The sequence below is a fragment of the Paraburkholderia sediminicola genome, from assembly GCF_902859805.1.
GTDB classification, from domain to species: domain Bacteria; phylum Pseudomonadota; class Gammaproteobacteria; order Burkholderiales; family Burkholderiaceae; genus Paraburkholderia; species Paraburkholderia sediminicola.
Map to the genome: position 1 here is coordinate 557,876 of NZ_CADIKC010000001.1, position 20,886 is coordinate 578,761.

The window sequence follows — 20,886 nt, forward strand, 5'->3', positions numbered from 1 at the left end:
GATCAGCTCCCTCCGGTTACTCTTACGATTTCTTCGAGCGACGTCAGCCCGGAGGCAAGCCAGCGGTCCGAGTCTTCGCGCAGCGTACGCATACCTTGCGCGCGGCCCGAAGTGAGAATTTCCGCGTCGGATGCGTTGCGGTGAACCAGCGTGCGGATTTCGTCGTCGATCAGAAGCAGTTCGTAGACACCGCGACGTCCCGCATAACCGGACTGGCCGCACTTGTCGCAACCGACGGGATGCCAGCGCACGCTGCCATCTTCCTCGACACGTTCTTCGCGGCACACAGGGCACAGGCGCCGCACCAGCCGCTGTGCCAGCACGCCGAGCAGCGACGACGCCAGCAGGTAGGGTTCAACGCCCATGTCGGTCAAACGGGTCACGGCCGATGCCGCGTCGTTCGTGTGCAGCGTCGCCAGCACCAGGTGACCGGTGAGCGACGCCTGCACCGCGATCTGCGCGGTTTCCAGATCGCGGATTTCACCGATCATGATGACGTCCGGATCCTGCCGCAGAATCGAGCGCAGCGCCCGCGCGAAGGTCATGCCGATCCGTTCGTTGACCTGCGTCTGGCCGATGCCGGACAGGTCGTATTCGATCGGGTCTTCGACCGTCATGATGTTGGTGGTCGCGGTCTCGAGCCGCGACATCGAGGCGTACAGCGTGGTTGTCTTGCCCGAGCCGGTCGGACCGGTCACCAGCACGATGCCGTGCGGTTTGCCGATCAGCTTGTCGAACTTGACGAGCGTGTCGGGTGCCATGCCGAGCGCTTCGAGATTCAGGCGCGAGGCGTCCTTTTCCAGCAGACGCAGCACCGCGCGTTCGCCGTGACCAGTCGGCAATGTGGAGACACGCACGTCGACTGGACGTCCGCCGACACGCAGCGTGATACGGCCATCCTGCGGCAGACGCTTCTCAGCAATGTCGAGCTGCGCCATGATCTTGATCCGCGAGATCAGCGCGCCGTGCAGCGCTTTTTTCGGCCGCACGACATCGCGTAACGTACCGTCGACACGGAAGCGCACCACAGAAGACGTCTCGAACGGCTCGATGTGAATGTCCGAGGCCTGTTCGCGTGCAGCCTGCGTGAGCAACGCGTTGATCATGCGGATGATCGGTGCATCGTCTTCCGATTCGAGCAGATCCTCGATCTCGGGAATGTCCTGCATCAGGCGCGACAGATCGACTTCGCCTTCCACTTCGCCGACCACCTGCGCCGCGCTGCCATCCTGGCGCGCGTAGGCCTGGTTGATCGCCTGAGCGAGTTCATCGGCGGGCACCCGCACTACCGACAACGCGCCGAAGTTGCGCGCGACTTCAGCAAGCGCAGCGTCGCTGGTGCGTTCGCTGATCCAGACTTCGAGACTATCGGCGTGCTGATGCGCGACCAGAATCTGGCCGCCGCGGGCGAAGCCGTAGGGCACGAGACGCGCGGCGACTGCGGATGGTGCGATGCGTTCGGCTTTGGCGGCAACCGGCATCTGCCCGGCTGCGGCTGCAGCCGCAGCCGCACCTGCAGCCGCACCCGCTACATCTGCACCCGCACCCACATTCGCGCGCGCCGCTGCCGACAGCATCGGCAACACCGGAGCCACTGGCGTGCTCACGGCTGCACTCCCGGCGACGATGTGGATGGCCCCGTAGGCACCGGATTAGCCTGCACTGCGCCGTTCATCGCGGAAGCGGCGTTCGGCTGCTGTGCCGAAGACGAAGACGGAGGCAAAGTCTGCGGCAATGACTGCGGCGGCGCCATCTGCTGACGACGCATCCTGTCGAGATCGAACAGATTCATCGCGGGCGAACCACCCTGGCTCGGGCCGATCGGCATCGGCGGAACCACCGGGTCATCGTTATCCTTGATCAGGTTGTTATCCGACTTGTACGCACCCGTCACGCCCTGGACGTAGTCGTAACGGTTCGACGTCACAGCCTGCGCGGTATTGCGATCGCTGATGATCACAGGACGCAGAAACACCATCAGGTTGGTCTTATTGCGAGTCTTCTGTTCTGAACGGAACAACTGGCCAAGCCACGGAATATCGCCCAGCAGCGGCACCTTGCTGTTGCTCACCTGGTAGTTGTCCTGCATCAGGCCGCCCAGCACGATGATCTCGCCGTTATCGGCAAGTACCGTCGACTGGATCGAACGCTTGGTGAACTGCGGGCCGGACGGATTGGTCGTCGCGTTGGTCGTGCCGTTCACGATCGCCGAGTCTTCCGTGTAGAGCTGCAGCTTGAGAATCCCGCCGTCGGTGATCTGCGGCTTGATGTGCAGCGTCAGGCCGACATCGACGCGGTCGAACGTATTGAACGCGTTGCTCGTGGTACCGCTCGTCAGGTTCGAATACGAACCCGTCTGGATCGGCACGTTCGTACCGACAACGATCTTGGCTTCCTCGTTGTCGAGCGTGATGAGGTTAGGCGTGGACAGCACGTTCGCATCCTGAGTCTGCGAGAGTGCCTGCAACAGCGCGCCGAGTCCTTGTACACCGAAAATGTTGTGAATCCAGCCGACGTTGAGGCCCTGCTGGATACCGCTCCCGCTTGCGAGCGCTCCGGCGAGACCGCCGGTCGCGCCCGTCGCTGCGGCCGCGGCCGTCAGATTGATAATGCTGTTGCCGTTGCCGGTTGCCAGGTTGGTGCCGGCAAAGATCGAATTGTTCGCGACCTGCCACTGAATGCCGAGGTTGGCGTTCGTGTTCGAGTTCAACTCGACGATCAACGCCTCGATATAGACCTGTGCGCGGCGCACGTCGAGTTGATCGATGACATTGCGAACGCTTTGATAAACCGGTTCCGGTGCGGTGATGATGAGCGAATTCGTCGCGGCGTCGGCGGTGATCATGCCGCCCGAACTGCTGTCGTCGCCGCCGTGTGCGTTCGCGATCAAGCCGCCGCCCTGGCCGCCTTGCCCCCCACTGCTGCCTCCCAGGCCGCCGCCGCTCGAGCCGCCCAAGCCGCCGCTGCTCAGGCTGCTGCCGCTTCCCGAGGAACTCGGCAACGGCGGCACCCCGGACGTGCCGGTCGAGGTGCTGCTGGACAATCCGCCTGCGCCGTTGCCATTGCTTTGCCCGAAACCTTGCGTGCCGGACTTGTCGCTCGAACCGCTATCGCCGCTCTGGCCCATCATGCCGCGCAATACCTTCGCGAGATCGACCGCGTTCGCGTTCATCACACGCACCACGTGCATATTGCCCGGCACGCGAGTCGCCGAATCGAGCCGCGCGATCAACGCTTTCGCGTCGCTGAGGCGCGACGCATTGGCGGCACGCAGCAGCAGCGCATTGATGCGCGGGTCGGCCGCGACCGATACCTTCAGCGTTGCGTCGGTGTTGCCGATATTGTTCGGGTCAAGCATGCGCTGCACGATCGGCGCGAGATCCAACGCGCTTTCATGCACGAGCGGCACGACGTCCACCTTCTGCGATTCGCCCGAGTCGATGCCCGCGATGATCGACGCGACCCGGCGCACGTTGTCCGCGTAATCGGTCACCACCAGCGTGTTGTCGTTCGCGTACGCGGCGATTACGTTGTTCGGCGTGATCAGCGGCCGCAGCACCGGCAGCAGGTTGGTGGCCGACTCGTGACGCAAGCGGAACACCTGCGTGATCACAGTGTCGCCATGCGCTTTAGGCGTGTTGCCGACATACGTAGGAACGCCTTGCAGTTTCGCGTCCGCTTCAGGCACGACCTTGAGAATGCCATTGTCGGTAAGCAGCGCGAAGCCCTGCATGCGTAACGCGGCTTCCATGGTCTTGAGTGCACGCTCCTTGCTGACCGGGTTATCCGAGACGAGGTTCAACTGCCCTTTAACGCGCGGGTCGACGATGATCGTCGTATCCGTTGCAGAGCCGATGGCTTTGGCGACCTGCCCGATATCGACATTCGCGAAGTTCAAGGTCACCTGAGCGTGCGCCGGTTGGGTAAGCGCGGGAATCACCAGGGCGAGTGCGAAAGCAATGCGTGTGACAGCATGGATACCGGAACTAAAACGTGTCATGGATCGGGTTCGGTGCCGCAGTGCTCTGTTTGGGAAGCAGGCCCGCCTCGTAGAATCCCCACACCGTCGCGCATTTTTTATGCGCAATCAATGTGCGGCTCGAACCTGCACGTCATCTGTCGCAGCGCCGTTCAACGAGCCGGTCCGCACACAGGCAGGCAAGAGTAAGCGGCGAAATAGCGACGACGTGTGACAGATCCTCAGCACAATTTTTCGCACGATGTTCGCAATGGCTCGCCCAAGCGCGTACGTACTAACAATCGTTCACCGAGCCGACTTCCACGAACGCTAAGCTCACTCGCGTATTGATCGTCAAGCGATCGATCACCCGTGTTGCGACTGTCGAGGTCACGTACACGAACTCCGACTATAACGAGGACGTTATCTGCACGGCCGGCGTTACCGCGTGCGCGATGTCCCAGAACACACGGCCAGTACATGAAAGAGAAGCCGCTAGTCGATCATGCGCTCCACCCGGAACAAGACCGCCTGTTGACGGTTGAAGACTATCTGCGTGAATTCTCCGGCGATGCTTCCGTTGGCGCGCCTGCCGCGCGCTGCCCGTTATGCGGCGAAGCGCTGCATATCGTGCAGTCGCGCGGGCGCAAGCATGTCCACTACTTTTCGCATGCGGACGGCGCGCTTGCGCTTTGCCCGCTCGCCGCCGATGCGTTGCCGAATCCGATTCTCATCACGGCGCAACCGCCGAATATCGAGCGGGAACGCAAACAGCGCGAAGCGTTCTCGCAACATTGGCGCGCACATTTGCAGGCGATGCGTGAACAGGTGCCCGAGTTAAGCGTGGTGCGCTTCATGCGGATTGTCGAGCATGCGGACGTGTTGCACCTGTGGGCTTGCCCCACGCTCGAACAGGCGGACGTGCCGTATATCTTTCTGGCGCTTGCCGAGTTCATTGCGCGTACGCCCGGCGCGCCCCAATCCGCCTGGGTGCGTTTCTGGTTCGATGCGTCGGTGCAATCGATCGCCGATCTGCGCAAGCCTCGCCCGGCGCCGCCGCGGCTCTTTCGTCTGCACTACCGGTCGACGCGTACCTCGATGTTTCCGGGTGGGCGGCATTTGCTCGGTTACGCCGAAGTACCGATGAGCGTTGATTTTCTGAACGAGTCCACGCGGCTGATGCGATCCGAAGTGATGACGTTCGAAACGTTCCTCGCGCAATCGGCGCTGCAGAGCAATGCGGTAACAAAGGAAGCTTCCTGATGTGACAACAAGTAAAACTGACGAGTGTGGGATAAGGTGAACGCATTCGTTGAAATCGAAATATGCATTGCTTATTCGATTAGACGATTTGAAACGCGGTTAAAAATCCATTGCGCATTTTATTGAATCACGCGCGATAAATTCTCCGTACCATTTGTTGCCATTTCGACGCACGCAATTCACGGACACTTCACCGTTTGCCTGGGAACTCGAACTTATATTGTTCAGGCAGTCCAGCCTCTTCTGGCTGCGCCCAAATCCCTCGTTCGTTTTCCTTAAGGAATTGCGATGAAATCTAGCAAGCGTATCGTTTGTCAAGCTGTCCTGGCCGCTCTGTCGGCACTCGCAGCCTCCGCTGCAATGGCACAAACCGTACCGGCTCTGGTCGGCGGCGGCTCGTCGCTGGTTGCTCCTTCGATCGGCGCAGAAATCTCGATTTTCCCCGCTGCTGATGGTACGGCTACGTACGCATCGGTTGGCTCGGGCAAGGGTCAAACTGCTTTCCTGAACAACGACGCAACCCAGTTCGGCCTCGCTGCCGGCAAGGTTGTCCACTTCGCCAATAGCGATGCAGCTCTGTCGTCCTCGCAGATCAGCTCGTATGCGTCGAGCTCGTTGGGAACAACGTCCACTGGCGGCGGCCCGCTGATCCAGATCCCGTACATCGTGACGCCGATCACGATTCCGCTGGTCAACGCACCGGCTGGTACGGGTCCGCAAACGACGACTGGCCAGACGAACAGCGTCGCGCTGAATGACAACGACCTGTGCGGTATTTTCTCAGGCAAGCTGACGAACTGGAGCCAGGTCACGAATCCGGACAACGGTTCGTTCTACGCTGCTGGCCCGATCACGGTTGTTGTGCGCGGCGACGGTAGCGGCACGACCGATCTGCTGACGCGCCACCTGGCAGCATCGGGTGTTTGCACGACCGGCACTGGTGGCAACTCGAACATCGCGTTCACCGAAACACAAACGTTCAAGGCAACGCTGTTCCCGGCTGGCCTGCCGAGCAACTTCGTCGAAGCGACGGGTAGCGGCGGCGTGGTCACCGCGCTCAAGAACCTCGGCACCGCAGCTGGTGTGGGTTATGTGAGCCCGGACTACACGAACTCGTTCCTCGCAACGTCGACGAGCGCGCCGGCTGCGACGAATGCGCTGGCTGTTGCCAGCCTGCGTAACACCTCGACGGGCGCTGACGTGGTGCCGACGTATCAGAACGCCACGCTGGCGCTCGGTACGGTCGCTCTGCCGTCCAATCCGGCCGTTCAGACGCAATGGGTGCCGAACTCGGCCAACCCGTCCGTAGGCTACCCAATCTCCGGCACGAGCCAGATCATCGTTAGCCAGTGCTATGCGAACCACAGCAACTCGCCGACCGTCAACGCGTCGGTGGTGGACTTCCTGAACCTGCACTACAACAACGCCAGCAACGCCGCGATCCTTCACGGCAATGGCTTTGATACGGTGCCTTCGAGCTATGCGTCGGCGATCACCACCGACTTCCTGACCGGCACCCGTGCAAACCTCAACATCGGCAACTCCACGATCTGCGGCGCCGTCGCCGGCCGTTAAGAGCTTGTAGAGTTTCGCTGCAAACACGCCGTGGCCTCATCTTATGAGGCCACGGTTTCTTGCAATTCGAATAAACGTGGGCCAACGTACGTCAAGCCACGTTATCAGTTGCATTCATGTTCCGGGAATATTGATGAATCGTGTGAAGCACGTCATGGCTCGACTGTCATATCGAACCATGTGGGAATCGTCAGGTTTGAAGAATTACGCGTTGTCGCCCTCATCATCGCGCAGCTCCCACATACCACCATGAACCGTCTCAATCGACGGTGTCTCGAACCATTGATGCGGTGCCAGAATCTCCGCGCGTCGAACATTAGGCAACACCTGCACATCAAAAATCTCTTCCACGCCATTATAGAACTCCAGAATGCCCAGCACCTGGCCGCTCGCAAGCTCAATCGCCGCGACGCCGGCGACAAGCTCACCTCTGCTTTCGATAGGCAAGCCTTGTGGTCCCCGTTTCATCCGCAGCTTAGATAAGCCAACGAACAGGACGCCGCCATAAACGGCTAGTCCATGCGTGAACCCCGGCAGTTCGGCAACCACGCGTTTGGTCCCTGTCGTGGTATCGATCTGCAAAACGTGTCCGCGGCCGCCTTCAAGCACGTAGAGCTGACCGTCAATAACACGCGGCGAATGGGGCATCGATAGCCCTGATGCAACGATGCGTCCGCTCGGCACTTCCATGACGATACCGCCGTCGGCCATCCCTTCGCGCCAGCCATAGGACGTGTTCGTGTGACCCAAGGCGGTCGCAAACGACGCCTTGCGATCGTGAAACGCCATGCCATTCAGATGGCAGCGGTCGTCGCCGGTGAAATCGGTCAGGAAAGGTGGCCGCCAGAACGGCGTGAAGTTGAAGAATCCATCGATCACACAAAGGCACGAAAAACGCGTGTTGACTGCGATCACGCGTGGACCGTCGAGCGCCATGTCATGCAGGTCGCAATTGCCCGTGAAGTGCGCGACACGCGGCACGAACACGCCGTCATAGTGGTTCGGGCGCGCAGGGTATTGCTGCGCGATCGCCTTTGCATTTGCGAAGACGATCACTTCGCGATGCGTCGCGATCGCCAGCCGGTCGCCTTCGACTGCGAGACCCATCGAGCGCGGCAACATGCAGGCCGACAGTGTCGGGACGCCTTTGTCGACGCCGAGTAGCGCAACGCCCGATGGCCGCCGGCTCAGTGCAAGTGAACAGTTCAATGCCTCGAGCGTCGCGAGAAAGCGACCCGTATCGCGCAAGTCGATCAAATCGGGCTTCTCTGCGATCCCGTTGCCTTGCACTTCATCCTTCAGTTCTGCTGCCTCCACTGTCAATTTCCTCTTTCAGGTTGAAGCATTGTTTCGAAGGTTATACATCGCCGCGGCGTCCGTCGTTCGTACCCTCTGTCTCGTCGTACGCCACCGCAATAGCCATCTATTTTTTGGCCCCCGGCTTCCGTTTCTTCTTCGAATCGTCTGAGTCATCCGAGTCATCCGAGTCTAAGGAGTTCGAGTTATCACCGAAGCCCTCCACTTCCACAGATATCACCCAGCGCCGCCCTGCCCCACCGGACGCATTGTTCTTCGCCAGATCCTGCGCCATCTGGTTCGCCGCCGATGCAGTCGAACTCGCCGACGTTAATACGCCGGCATTGACCGACTGGCCCACCGGCACACCGAACGATTGTTGCGCCTGAATGTTGTCCGCATTCGCGACATGCAGCGCCGCGACGTTCAGGGTACCCGAGACGCGAATCCCCGCATCGCCGGCATCCACCGTGCCGCGCGGCGCAACCAGCGTGGCATCGCCCACCGGCACGCCCGGTATGGTTTGCAGTGTCGCGATACCCGCGCCGGTCACCTCGCCCCGTGCGTCCACCGTGCAATAGTGATTCACGTCGCACACGTAATTCGGCGCCGGCACGTCCGCCACCGATTTGGACCCCTTACCTGCATTGATGTCACCATTCGAACTCCAGATGGTCATGTTGCCACCCTGCTCGGTGAAAATCCGGCTTTGGGCAAGGAGAATGCTTTCGTCGGTGAAGATGTTGACGTCGCCTTTTTCCAGCGTCAGGATGCCCTGCGTGCTGGGACCGGCAAGTACCTGCCCCGTGCTATTGACGATGGCAGGCGGGGCCGACACGCTGCCTACCAATGCCTCGCCTCCTGGCCCAAGGATCGTTACATTGCCGCCCTGCTGCGTCTGGATAGTCGTGCTGCGAATGTCCAGGTTGCCGGTCTTCACGAGCGTGTTCGCCCCGTTGGCGCCTCCGCCGAGATTGTTCGCCGTGTAGCCTAGCGACGCCGGAAACAGCGTGTTGATTGCCTGGTAGCCGCGCGCGTACTGCTGGTAGAACCGGCTCGCCGGGTTGTTGTAGTCGTTGCCGACGTCCGTCAGGATCTTGAAGAACACCTGCTCGACGAACTGCTGCTGGACATACGACGGCAACGCCTTGAACTGCGCCCATGCCTCGCTGCCCGTGAGTCCGCTCACGCTCTGGAGCGCGGCCTGCTTGTCTTTTGTGAGTCCGGTATCGACCGCAAGCCCCGCGTCATACTGCTGCATGAACGCGATCCCGGTGGCCCCGAGGCCCTCGATGTTGCTGACGTTCCCGCTCGCTGGATCGATGTATGCCGAGATGAACTGCGCAATGTCGATGCCCGGGCCGACGCCGAACAATACCTGTACGTTTGCGCTTTCGTGCGGAAGGTTCGGATTATTGGCGTTGCCGACTGCATCGATACCGGTCGGATCTGGGGTAAATCCGTCGTTTCTGCCGGATGCAATAAAGGCTTGCTGCTGATTAGATAGCGGCCCGATGTTTCGGCCCGCTTCGACGTCGAAAGTACCAGGGCCACCAAGCACCAGGCTCGGGAGGACGGAATTGAGTCTAGATAGCGGCGTGTCATAGATATCACGCCCCGCGACAATCCGGGTGAAGTCGGACGACCGCAGATTTTGCCCCAGAAACGCCAGATTCACGATGTCCTGGCCGGCCTGGATCAGTGCGGGTTTGTCGATTACGACGCTCACATTCTGGTCGTAGAATCCTGCGTTTGTCGCACCGGCCGGCTCCAGCACGCCATCGACAATGCTGCCGTTCACGCTGTAGATATGGGCCAGTTGGTTATCGTCGGCGTGCAGCGGAGTCAGTGCGTGAGCGGTGCTGCTCAAACTTGTCTGCCCCGTTAGACCAGGCACCGACGCCGTCTGGTTGATCGGCGACGGCATCAGCGAGGGATCGAGATCGAGCATGCCAAATGCGGCCAACCTGCCGGACAGGAACGCAAATTGATTCGATACGTTAATCGACTGATCGGCGAGCAGATTCAGATTGCCTGATGCGGACGGGAATAGCGCGCCGCCTGAAGCAATCGTAATCCCGCCGCTGAATGCTGTCAGATTGACCGATGCGGGCAATACATAGGAGAGGTCGATGGCACCGCCCCCGCCGCCGATCAGGCCAATCGAGCTAAGCGTGCCTAGCGCGACATCCCCGGTCGTCGACGATATGTCAACTGCGGAAGTTGAAGAATAAGACTGCCGGTCGGTGTGTTGGTGATAAGTGTTCACCAGTGCGCCGCCTGTGACGTACGACGGATCCAACACGCCACCAATATCGGCACCTTGCCGCGCGCTCACGTCGAGCGTGCCGTCCTGTGTCGCCAGCAGCGTTGAAACCGGAGCAATGGGCACGTTGACGGGGCGTCCGGTCCCAACGTTGTTCACGCTAAATTGCGTATAGACAGCTCCATCGGACCCGATCGCACCGCCTGCCGTAATGGTGCCCGTGCCTTTCGCGACAAAGTAGTCACCGCTCAAAATGTTGCCGCCCGCTGTCACGGTCAGATTCCCGCCGCCCACTGTGACGGGTACGTTGCTGCTGTTCAAATACCATGTGGTCGGCAGCGATACAGCGAGATCGGTAATGTTGCCTCCCGAGCTCACGGAGACATTGCCGCCTACGCTCATCACGCCCTGGCCGAAGGCGCCAAAGTCGATTGACGTCTGATTAATCTGCGTGAAATTAGAGCCGCCGGTCTGGCTATTCTGCGTTACCGTCGGGTTGCCCGTAATTTGCATCCATTGCCACCAGAATTGACTGATGTTCGCACCCACCACCCCAGTGACTGAGCCGGTCGCATCAGTCGCGTTTTCAATGCCGGTGATATCGCCCTGAGCGTGAATGGAAATGTCGCCTGCAGAGTCGGGGTTGACCGTGGGGCTCACCAGAATGTCCGGAAGAGCTTGTGAAGTATTTCCCTTCACAATCGTTGCTGTATTGCCGATCGTTGTTCCCACCGCCGGTGCGCCTGCCGTGTAGATAACGCCCGGCGCGGTCGAGTCAAGCAATGCGAAGTTGTTGCCCGCGGCAATATCGATCGAACCGGTGCCGGTGCGGATCATCGTCGGAGCGAGCAGTGCCACGTTGTTCGTATCGACATAGGCAAAATGGCCATCGAGCGTCACGTCACCGCCGCCACCTGTTTTGAAAATGGACGCAGCCTGCACTGACAATGGATCAGCGCTGGCGAGATCGGCGCCGGACACTACCCGGAACGACGTGCTCGATCCGCCGTTGACCGATGCCGCTGCCAGTGGCAACGGATTGGCGGAATTAGCAATCGGCGACGGCGTGTTGTCGGTCACGCCAGGAATAGTGACACTGACAATCGATCCACCGCCGCCGCTGGCCGGTGTGCCACCCGTAATCAAAGCAACGGGCTGCGGGATGGGAGCAGCCGGTGGGGTGAGCGGTGAGAAAGAACTCCAGTTTGCGTCCAGATAGGACTCGTATTTCGATAGATAAGCGAGATACAGCGCCGGATTGGCTGCCTGATCCGCTGCCGACGGCGGTGCCGGGGCAGGAACTGCCGAACCGGAAATGTGTATTCTCGAAGCGATGTAAGCTGCGTTAATGCTCGTCGCTGACCCGATACCGGATATCTTTGCGGGCGCGAGGATGAAGTCCGCATAAGCCGCGTACAGCGCATAGTATTCTTTTATCTGCTCCGGATCGCCGCTTGTAAGTTGAACCGGTGCGGTATCGACACCGGCGTATTGCGGGTTTGGGCCGTTGACGCCGTAGTAGGCAAGCGTATTGTTGTAGGGGCCGGCGGTCTCGGTGCTGTAGTTGTTGGATACTGTGGCGAAATCCGTACGGTTGGGTGCGTAGACGCTAAACGATTGGCCGGCGGTCACCGGATTCGCGATCTGAAAGAACCCATCCGTCAAACTCGCATTCACCTGCACATCGTGCACCGCCCGGAACGTAATATCCGGCGCCTGCCCATTGAAGCGGAACGCCAGATTCGTCGGCGATGCGCCCGCGCCCAGATTCCAGTTCGTCAACACGGAGATATCGCCGTTGTTGATTGCCGTACTCGGGTTGTCGAGTTCAATGCCAGGCACGACATGGAAGTTCGCCACATTGGTCGTGGCGAACTGGGCCGCGACACCCGTCAGGCCATTCTCGACGAAGCTCATCAAGGTACCAGGCACTGCGGCGGTCGCATCGCCACCGACATAGCCATAGAAGCTCTGGTGATCGGCATTGGCCGTCGTCGGTGTGAAAAAGTCGTTTGTCAGATAGGTTTTCAGTTGCTGCGCGCTCGTCGGCGCGGCCAGCACGGTGCCACTCTGATCCGTCCACGTACCCGCAACCATGCCCGGTTGCCCCGCTCCCGCGACGCTATCGCCATACCATCCCGCCGGATCGACAATGCCGTCGAAATGCTTGGCACCCGTACTCGGATCAGTGGTGCTCCACACCGCGTACGCTTCCAGATTGACGCTGCGCGCATCCTTGATCTGCACGCCCGGTGCCAGCGTCACATTCACGCCGCCGTTATCCAGCAACGGCGCACGGAAGCTCACAGTGCCACCTGACAACCCACCCGCCGTACCGCCCGTGACATCAATCACCGCGTTGTTGCCGAACTTGATGACACCGGAATTCGCCGCGGAAATATTCTCGTAGCCGTAAGTCGGGTTCACCGTGACTGTGCTGCCCGGCGTACCGGTTGTGTCGATGACGATGGTGCCGCCGCGTTGCGTCGCGCTCGAACCAGTCGCAATGAGCGAGCCTTCGACATCCACTCCGCTCTTTCCATACAGACCGATCTGCCCGCCGGCAACACCCGCTGCATTGATCGTACCGAGAATCTGCACATTGCCGTTGTTCGGATCTTGTCCACCCGCCCCGCCATCCGCCGTCAACGCCACCTGATGCGCGGTCAGCGTATTCCCCGCCGACAAGGTCAGATTGCCCGCGCCCGCCTGCACTGAAATCGCGCTATTCACACCGCTCGATGCCAGCGTGTGCGCAAGACTGTCGAGATTCACCGCGCCGCCAGTGTCGAGCGAGAATGAGCCACCTGCGAAACCCGTCGCCGCGCCGCCTTTCAGCGTGCCATTCAGATTGACCACCTGCTGCGGCGCCGACAGCGTAAGACTGCCCGCTGCTCCACCACCGCTCGCACCTGAGAAGTCGAGCGTGGAGCCGCTCAGCACGTTCACCGATCCAGTATCGGCCGTAAGCGTGATCGCCCCGGCGGGCGCGTATTCGGTGACATCGAAGAACGCCTTCGAGACACCCGCTGAACTGACCGTCGCGCTGCTGCCAATAGTCAGATCACCGCTGGTCGCTTCGAGACTCACGTTTCCTGCAGGCGCAGCAATTTTCGCGTTGTCGTTAACCGTGCCGCCAATGAAGCTCCACGCGCCACCCAACGGCGTGTTCGTCAGCGCCGTGCCTGCTGCGCCATTGATTGTCAGCGCACCGCTCGTCTTCACGGTAGACGCGGAACTGGTATCCGCAAGATAGACCGGCGCGTTGAGCGTAACCGGCAGCGCGCCGAAATCGAATGTGCCGGTGTTCTGTCCGACGATGCCGCCCGTCGCGTTCATCGTCACGTTGCCAAAGCCGGACACGGTCTTGTTGCCCGTACCGAGGTCGATCTCCTTCGCGTTGACGGTCAGCGTGCCGCTGCCGCTCACACCGCTCGGAACCGGCGCGCCCGCTTCATTCGTGAACGCTATGGTCGCGCCATTGAGCGTGACCGAGCCACCATTGCTATCGAACGTACCCGCGCTCAGGTCGACGTTATTGCCGAACGTCGCATTGATATCGCCGACAAAGTTCATCGCCCCGAGACTGCGCAGCGTGAGTTGCTGCGCGTTTGCGAGTTGCGCAAGACCGGCCGCGCCAATCACGAAGCCAGGCAGGTTCGCGGCGGCAGCTCCAGTTGCATTGGTGAACGTGATGGAAGAACCGGCAGCAGTGATTGCCTTGCCCGACAGTTGCACGGTCGGGTCGACTTTCAGATCGCCCGACGAATCAAGCGTCAACGACTGCCCACCGGTGAGCGTCGCGCCGGCGCCGACGGTCAACACCCCGGTGCCGGACGTATCGAACCGCGAGACCGTCACGGACGCGCCGTTCGAGACGCGCAGCAGCGCCCCGTCGCCGGAAATGGCAGGCGTGCTCGTAGCACTGTTGGCGAGTTGGCCGATCGTGATCGGCACGTCTTTCGCCGCCGGATAATTGCCGCTCGCGGTAATCACGCTGCCCGCGTCCACGCGCAAGCCGTTCGCCGCGTTCGGGTCCGTGCCGGTTGGGTCGGTCTTCGTCACGAGCAGTACTTCAGGTCCACTCAACGCGCTCGACGCGTTGTTCGACACCACCACGCTGTCGGCGATCGGTGTAATCGTGATGCCACCGCTGGTCTGGGCCCGCGTGCCGCCGATCAGCAGACTGCCCGCGTTCAGCGAATCGAGATCGCTAGCGCCGATCTGTAGATAGCCCGCCAGCGCGGGGCCGCCGTTACCGGTGATCTGAATGTCCTTCGACGCGATGTCGACTTCGGCTGGCGCGCCGCCCGTTCCTGCCGCCGTGTTCAATGCCGCGCCGAGCGTCAGCGCGTTGATTGCGGCAAGCGCCAACTGGCCGCCGTCCACCGGCAGCAGCGGGGTTACCTTGCCGGCACTGCTCGCAAGCTGCGGGAAAAACTGATTCGCGCCGGTCAGCGTGTATTGCGAATACTGCTGCCACACCTTACCCGATTGCACATCGAACAGCGTAGGCGTGGCGCTGCGTGCGCCGCTGAGCGCATCAACGGAATAGCCGGCCACCATCGCCGTGCCGTCGGGAAGAATCTGCGCGGCGTTCGGCGTAACGGCTCCGCTCGCGCTCGCAAGCGTCACCCGGTAGGCGCCCGGCAAGGTGGCGTATTTGCCCGGCAGCAGCGTATAGACACCCACCGCCAATCCCGGCACGCCGGACAGATAAACGGATTGACCCACTGCACTGTTGAGGGCTGCCTGACCGACGCCCGCGCTGAGCGTCGTGGTGCTCACCGTGCCGTTCGCATTCGTCGACGGTTGCAGGCTCTGCGCGAACATCGGGTCGTACGCGGCGACCGGCGACTGCGCGCCCGGCAGGATCGCATAGACATTGCCGGCATTGGCGTTCACCGGCAACGCAACACCGCTCGCCGTGCTCGCGTAGCTCACGTTGTATTGCGACAGGACATCGCGGCTGCCGCCGGTGCCCGGCACCCACTCGGCAGCTTGCAGGTCGCCACCGCCAGAGAGGTCGATCGACGCGCCCGGGTTGAGCGCGACCTTGCTGCCATTCACGCCGATGAACTTTGCAGGCGGCGCGGTCAGGTCGGGCGCGGCGCTAAGGCTTGCGATTGGGTTGAACTGCCACTCCACGCCGTCGACGGTCGTGCCGAACGGAATGATCGCACCGTCATTGGAAACCGACGTTACGCTGCCATTGCCGAGCGTGACCGAGTCTGTCGCCACAATCGGAAGGCCGTTGAACTGCGTGACGGTCGTCGTGTTGGTCGGGTCGCCGACGCCGAACACCAGCGAGCCTGAAGGCGCACGCACCGTCCCCGATTGCACAATCTGGTTCGCGTCGACAATGAGACTGCCGCCGGCCGACAGCGGTACGCCAGACGTGCCGTTGGGGAGGAACGTAATCGTGGTCGGCACCGGTTTGCCGGTTGATGGATCATTCGGTCCAACCGCGTCGATAATGAATGTGCTGCCTGTAGAGGGATAGATATCCGCCGCTTTGAAAGTCAAGTTACCGGCGGTGTACAGTTCGCCGGCTTGAAGTGCGTTCGGCGAGCCGCTTGCATTACTCGCATTGGTCGAACTCATGCGGATATCGCCGCTGCTCGTGAAATTGGCTTGCCCGAAGTTGTTGAGCTGGAACTGGTTTTCCAGATCGATGAACGATGCGTTGACGTTGAGCGTACCGTCCGCAAGTGCTTTGACGGGCGTCAGATTCGTTTGGCTGGCCGTCCCGGTTAAGGATGCGCCGATCGACACATAGGGGGCGTCGATCGTGACCGTCGGCGCGCCGATTGTCTGGGTGCCTTTGGCAAGCACCGACGCAAGCGTCGAGCGTTTGGTCGAATCGGACGAGACGAGTGCAGCGAGCTGATCGCTGCTTAGCGCCACGATCTGACCCGATGCGATCGATACGGCACGGCCCAAACTCAAATCCACATTGCCGACGAACGCGACCGGTACGGGTGCAGTTCCGCTGCTTGAATTGCCCAGCGCCAGCGTGGAAATCCCTGAACCCTCCAGACGATCCACGGAGAACTGCAGCACGCCGCTTGGCGTCCCGTCGAATTCCTGCCCTGGAGCCAGGCCGGCCGGCACAAGCGTGCCGCTTTGTTGCAGCGCTATCAGGGACGCGCCCGGCGCCGTGAATTTAGGCCCGCCGCCCGGCTGACTGGCGTTGTTGACCGGCTGCTGTTGTGCGAGCAGCGTCAGCGTCCCGCCTTGCGCCTGCGCTGCACCCGGCTGCGCCTTCAGCGTGCCATCGAAGTACAGCGCACTGGACCCAACCAGCGTGATCGAGCCTGCATCGCTCCAGACGCTCTGCGGCGCGTACACCCCTGACGCCAACGGTTCGTCGAAGGTCGCCGACGCACCCGAGACGTTGATGGTCGACCCTGCCTGCGCGACGATCACACCGGAGTCGTTCGAGATGTTGACCGATCCACCCGCGAGCACCTTGCCGGTAGTCGGTACTGTCGTTGCAAGTCCGGTCTTGACCGGTGCAGCAAGCGGATTGATCAAGGCGACGCCGGACACGTCGAGCAGCGCATCCGCGCCGAGCCAGACAGACTTGGTCGGCGAAACGTCATTGCTGTTTGCAAGCTGGCCACTCTGCACATACGGCGACCCGGAAAACGTATCGCCGCTCAGCGTAATCGTGCCGCCCGGGGCAATGATCGATCCGAGAACCGTGACCTGCGCAGGCGAACCCAGACCGACGCTCGCGCCGGCGTCCGCATGAATCGAAGCACCCTCGCCGACTGTTACCGCACCGGTCACGCCCGTGTCCGTGTAGCTGGGCAGCACGTTGGATGGGCTCTGCCAGGACAGATAACTGCCGGCAGTCATCACCAAACTGGTCGGTTGACGATGGAACGGATCCAGCACGCTCAGCGTGGTCAAACCGTTCGCTCCGAGATCCGCGCCGCTCACGGCCTGCTGCAAGGCAACCGTGTTGGGTACGCGGTTCAACTGCGTAAGCGCCACGGTCGTGCCCGGCTCGATCGTGGCGTCATAGAAGGCATTCAGCACGTACTTGCCGAAGCCCTGCTGCGAAAAGAAGTTCGCCGGCAAAAACAGATCCCACGCGGGCGCCGCCGTTGGGTCACCTCCCACCTGGAAGCCCAATGCCTGCAGCGTCAACGTCCCACCGCCCGAGAAACCCTCGCTTTTGATCGTGCCGTCCATCGCGATGCTGCCCGTCGTGGGCTGCGAGCCGGGTAGCGTCAGCAGCGTCCCGGGTGTGCCGAACTGCGTGCCCGTGTAGGTCAGCAACGACACGTTGCCGCCGCGCCCCCGCGCGATGCCGTTCTGCATCAGCATCTGGCCATTAGCCAGCATTTCGCCGCCGCTCGACACGTCGAGCACGCTGCCTTGCTGCAGGTCGATTGAGCCGGTTACATCGGTGAAGCTCGGATTCGAGTTCGAGCCAGACCGCGCGCTCGTCTCCACCGTCGATAGCGTAATGCTCCCGCCGTTGATGAACTGGCTGTTGCCCGATGTGGTGCCGGGTGCGCTTTGGGTATCGTTGTTAACCCACTGCCCTGCAGCGCTGATCAGCGCATCGGGGCCAACGACGATGTTGCCGCTGCTGGAAATCGTAATCGTACCGGCCGGCGCAACCAGTTCCCCCAGCACATTGACCGTGCTGCCCTGCGCCGGGCTGTTCAGCGTAATCGAGCCACCGGGCTGCACCTTCAGTTGCGCGCCCTGCGCCACGACGATACCCTTGCCGCCGGTGCTATCTTCCGCGACGCTGACTTTCGCGAATCCACCGTTGCTCAACGTGTCGACCGGCACCACCTTTGTGGCAAGCACATTGTTCGGATCGGTGCTGGCGAGTGTGGCTAGCGCGGCCGTATTGAGCGGCGTGTCGTTCGAAAAGCCGGGCGTGAGACTGTCCAGCGACGGAGCACTGCCTTGAAGGATGACCGTACCCGATTCGCCGGTCGTCGACGAGAGCACCGCCCCTTGGGTCGCCTGAGCCCCGACCACGCCGAGTGTAAACGCCCCACCCGTCGGCTGCGCATTGCCTTGCACCTGCTTCGAGCCGCCGAACGCCTGCGCGCTGATATCGCCGTTGAGCACCATCGCGTCGGAGGCGAACACGTTGAGCGTGCCCGCATTGCCGCCGACGATGTAATCCGCCTGATACGCCCCACCGGTGAGCAGCGGGTTGCTCCAGGTATTTGTGACGTTCCAGCGCGGATGACGCTCGACGAACTGCCCCGCGACGCCCACATACGTATCCAACGGATTCGCCTGGCCAATCGGCACGATGGCGCCGTTCGCATCGACGAGGCGCGTGGTATTGAGAATGCCGCCGTCGTAATGGACATACCCGCCGTTCAGGTTCATCGACGAGCCGGACGCCGTCATCACCTGGGCGCCGGCCAGATCGATCGTGCCGCCATTGGTCAGCAGTTGATCGACCGAACGAGGAATCAGGCTCACGTAACCGGACAGATTCAGGATCGGACTGCCGACCCATTGCAATCCGTCGGCATTGGTGCCGGACAGTGTGCTGTCGAACACTACGTTCTTTAAACCGAACAGGAAGCTGTTGCGCAGCAAGGGCGAATCAGCCAGCTCGTTCTGACCGATCCGCGGCACGGTGACCAGCGTGGACGAGATCGGCAATTCGACATTCGCGAGACCCGAGACGTCGATGATTGCGCCCGTGTCGAGATAGATGCGGCCCGGGACCGACGTATCTCCGGCAGGCTGTCTGTCTCCCGCCACTTTTGGCGTAAGCGCCGTGATCGACACTGTCGATCCGGGCGCTTCGATCAATGAACCGGACTGCAACCAGACCGACCCCGCCTTCATCGCGATGCTGCCCGGCGTGAAGGTCGTGCCCGGGCTGGAGGTAGCGGTCGCGCCATCGGTGTCGGGCAGGACCGTGGTGAGCGAGCCGTTACCGAATGTCAGTTGACCCGCGCGGTTCGTGGGGTCGCCATTGGGTCCCGTCTGCACCAGCAATACACCGGGACCGGTGTAAGCGGTCCCGGTGGGCGTGTTCGCACTGTATTCGTCGACGGTCGAAATGGTGATGCTGCCCGGCTGGCTGACGCTCGTCGTCGTTCCCACCACCCCGTTCTGCGCGACGCTGCTGCCAAGCAGCGTAACGTTGCCGCGCGCCGCCTGCACGATACCGGTGTTCACCAGGCTGCCTACCGGCGTGACGTCGACCGAGTTGCCGTTGGTGGTCGGTACTCGCAGCGCCCCGGTCAATTCAGGCAGCAGCACCTGGGGGTTAGTCGGGTTCGGCGTCAATCCCACGCCGACGCCTGCGGCAAGTATCACCTGCCCGCCCGTCGCCGTGATGCTGCCGGCGTTGGTCACACTGGGTGCCGCCACCAGCACGAAGCCGCCGTCGCTGGCCGTGCCGTTCGTGGCTGTTGAAATCGACGCGCCAGGCGCGATCATCACGGCGCCAGGCGTTTGATACTGACCCGCGGTGGGATCGGTAACTGTATTGCCAAGCCCCAGTACTTCGTTCGGGCTTCTAGAGCCGCTCGCCTGCGGGTTGGATTGCCCAGCCTCCAGTCCCGCCAGCCCGCCCGACTGCTGCAAAAACAACACGTTGCTCTGTGCGATATCGGCAGGCGTCTGAATCAGATGGTTGTTCGTGTTCAGAAAATCCAGCGACGACGCCATCAACGAATGCACGTTCACCTGCGAACCCGCGCCGAACAGAATGCCGTTACGGTTGATCACATACACCGAGCCTTGCGCCTTGACGTTGCCTAGAATCTGGCTCGGCAGGCCGCTCGGATCGTTAATGCGGTTCAGCACGACCCAGTTGTTCGCGCCATTGGTTTGCGCGCCACTCGACTGGTCGAAGTTGAGCGTGGTCTGTTTGCCCACGTTCATGGTCTGCCACGTCACCACCGCATTCTGGCCGGTCTGCTTCACATCGACATTGACATGACCGCTGCTGTCGACACTCTGCTGCGGCCCGTTCGCATTGATCCACAGCACCGGATTAGAGGTATCGGTGTTCTGACTGATCAGGTTGCCGTTGCCGTCCTTCACAAAGCTCACGCCCGGCGCAACCTGCAGGCCGCCGGCACCCAGACCGTTCGGCACATTGCCCGCAGCGCCAGCCGCCGCAGCCGCCTGTTGCGCGGCGACTTGCGCGGCAATCACGGACGCGGCGCGACCCAGATTCTGAATGGACGGCTTGCTTGCCTGCAGCGCCTGCTGCGGCGACACACCCAGGTTCGGCACACCCGCGCCGCCCGCCGCGGCGTTGCCGCCGGCGGCCATGCGCGCGCCCAGTTGTCCAAGATTCACCATCCCTGCCGCATGCGCATTTGCCGCCGCGCCGGTCGCGATCATGATCGCAATTGCCTGGCAGATTGGCCGCAGGGCAATACGCGATGCTTCGCGCGCGCGTGATGAACGTGAACGATGATTGGGCACGCTAGCTTTCATTGTCTATTCCTGAGCACTCTTGACTTGACGACCGTCAGTACAGCGCAACGCTCAGCGCTTGTCCCCGAAACGG

General features: G+C 61.6%; 6 protein-coding genes. 2 read left to right on the forward strand and 4 right to left on the reverse strand.

All coding sequences use genetic code 11. The features are described 5' to 3' along the window. Positions 1-2: 2 nt before the first annotated feature. Together gspE and gspD are read right to left on the reverse strand one after the other, a co-directional pair. Positions 3-1,481, reverse strand: coding sequence for a type II secretion system ATPase GspE (gspE, locus tag R8871_RS02515; RefSeq protein ID WP_175049952.1), 1,479 nt, complete (start codon positions 1,479-1,481; stop codon positions 3-5). 122 nt (positions 1,482-1,603) lie between these two features. Then, on the reverse strand, positions 1,604-4,000 hold the full coding sequence (gene gspD / locus R8871_RS02520) for a type II secretion system secretin GspD (RefSeq protein WP_175048896.1): 2,397 nt from the start codon (positions 3,998-4,000) through the stop codon (positions 1,604-1,606). Between the two features lie 438 nt (positions 4,001-4,438). Between gspD and R8871_RS02525 the strand changes: the two genes are divergently transcribed. Together R8871_RS02525 and R8871_RS02530 are read left to right on the forward strand one after the other, a co-directional pair. Continuing rightward, complete coding sequence (locus R8871_RS02525; RefSeq protein WP_175048897.1) at positions 4,439-5,221, forward strand: hypothetical protein; 783 nt, start codon at positions 4,439-4,441, stop codon at positions 5,219-5,221. 288 nt (positions 5,222-5,509) lie between these two features. Beyond that, positions 5,510-6,796, forward strand: a complete 1,287-nt coding sequence (locus R8871_RS02530; protein WP_175048898.1) for a substrate-binding domain-containing protein — start codon at positions 5,510-5,512, stop codon at positions 6,794-6,796. Between the two features lie 204 nt (positions 6,797-7,000). Here R8871_RS02530 and R8871_RS02535 read toward each other — a convergent pair whose 3' ends face one another. Next, a complete protein-coding gene (locus R8871_RS02535; protein WP_246287320.1) occupies positions 7,001-8,113 on the reverse strand; it encodes a TIGR03032 family protein in 1,113 nt (370 codons plus the stop codon). Between the two features lie 106 nt (positions 8,114-8,219). Continuing rightward, on the reverse strand, positions 8,220-20,717 hold the full coding sequence (locus R8871_RS02540) for a filamentous haemagglutinin family protein (protein WP_175049953.1): 12,498 nt from the start codon (positions 20,715-20,717) through the stop codon (positions 8,220-8,222). Between the last annotated feature and the right edge of the window lie 169 nt (positions 20,718-20,886).

What these genes read in the sequence shown, in the direction of transcription:
- R8871_RS02525 (WP_175048897.1), top strand. Translation starts at nt 4,439, where the DNA reads ATGAAAGAGAAGCCGCTAGTCGATCATGCGCTCCACCCGGAACAAGAC.
- R8871_RS02530 (WP_175048898.1), top strand. Translation starts at nt 5,510, where the DNA reads ATGAAATCTAGCAAGCGTATCGTTTGTCAAGCTGTCCTGGCCGCTCTG.
- R8871_RS02540 (WP_175049953.1), bottom strand. Translation starts at nt 20,717, where the DNA reads ATGATCGCGACCGGCGCGGCGGCAAATGCGCATGCGGCAGGGATGGTG.
- gspD (WP_175048896.1), bottom strand. Translation starts at nt 4,000, where the DNA reads ATGACACGTTTTAGTTCCGGTATCCATGCTGTCACACGCATTGCTTTC.
- gspE (WP_175049952.1), bottom strand. Translation starts at nt 1,481, where the DNA reads ATGCCGGTTGCCGCCAAAGCCGAACGCATCGCACCATCCGCAGTCGCC.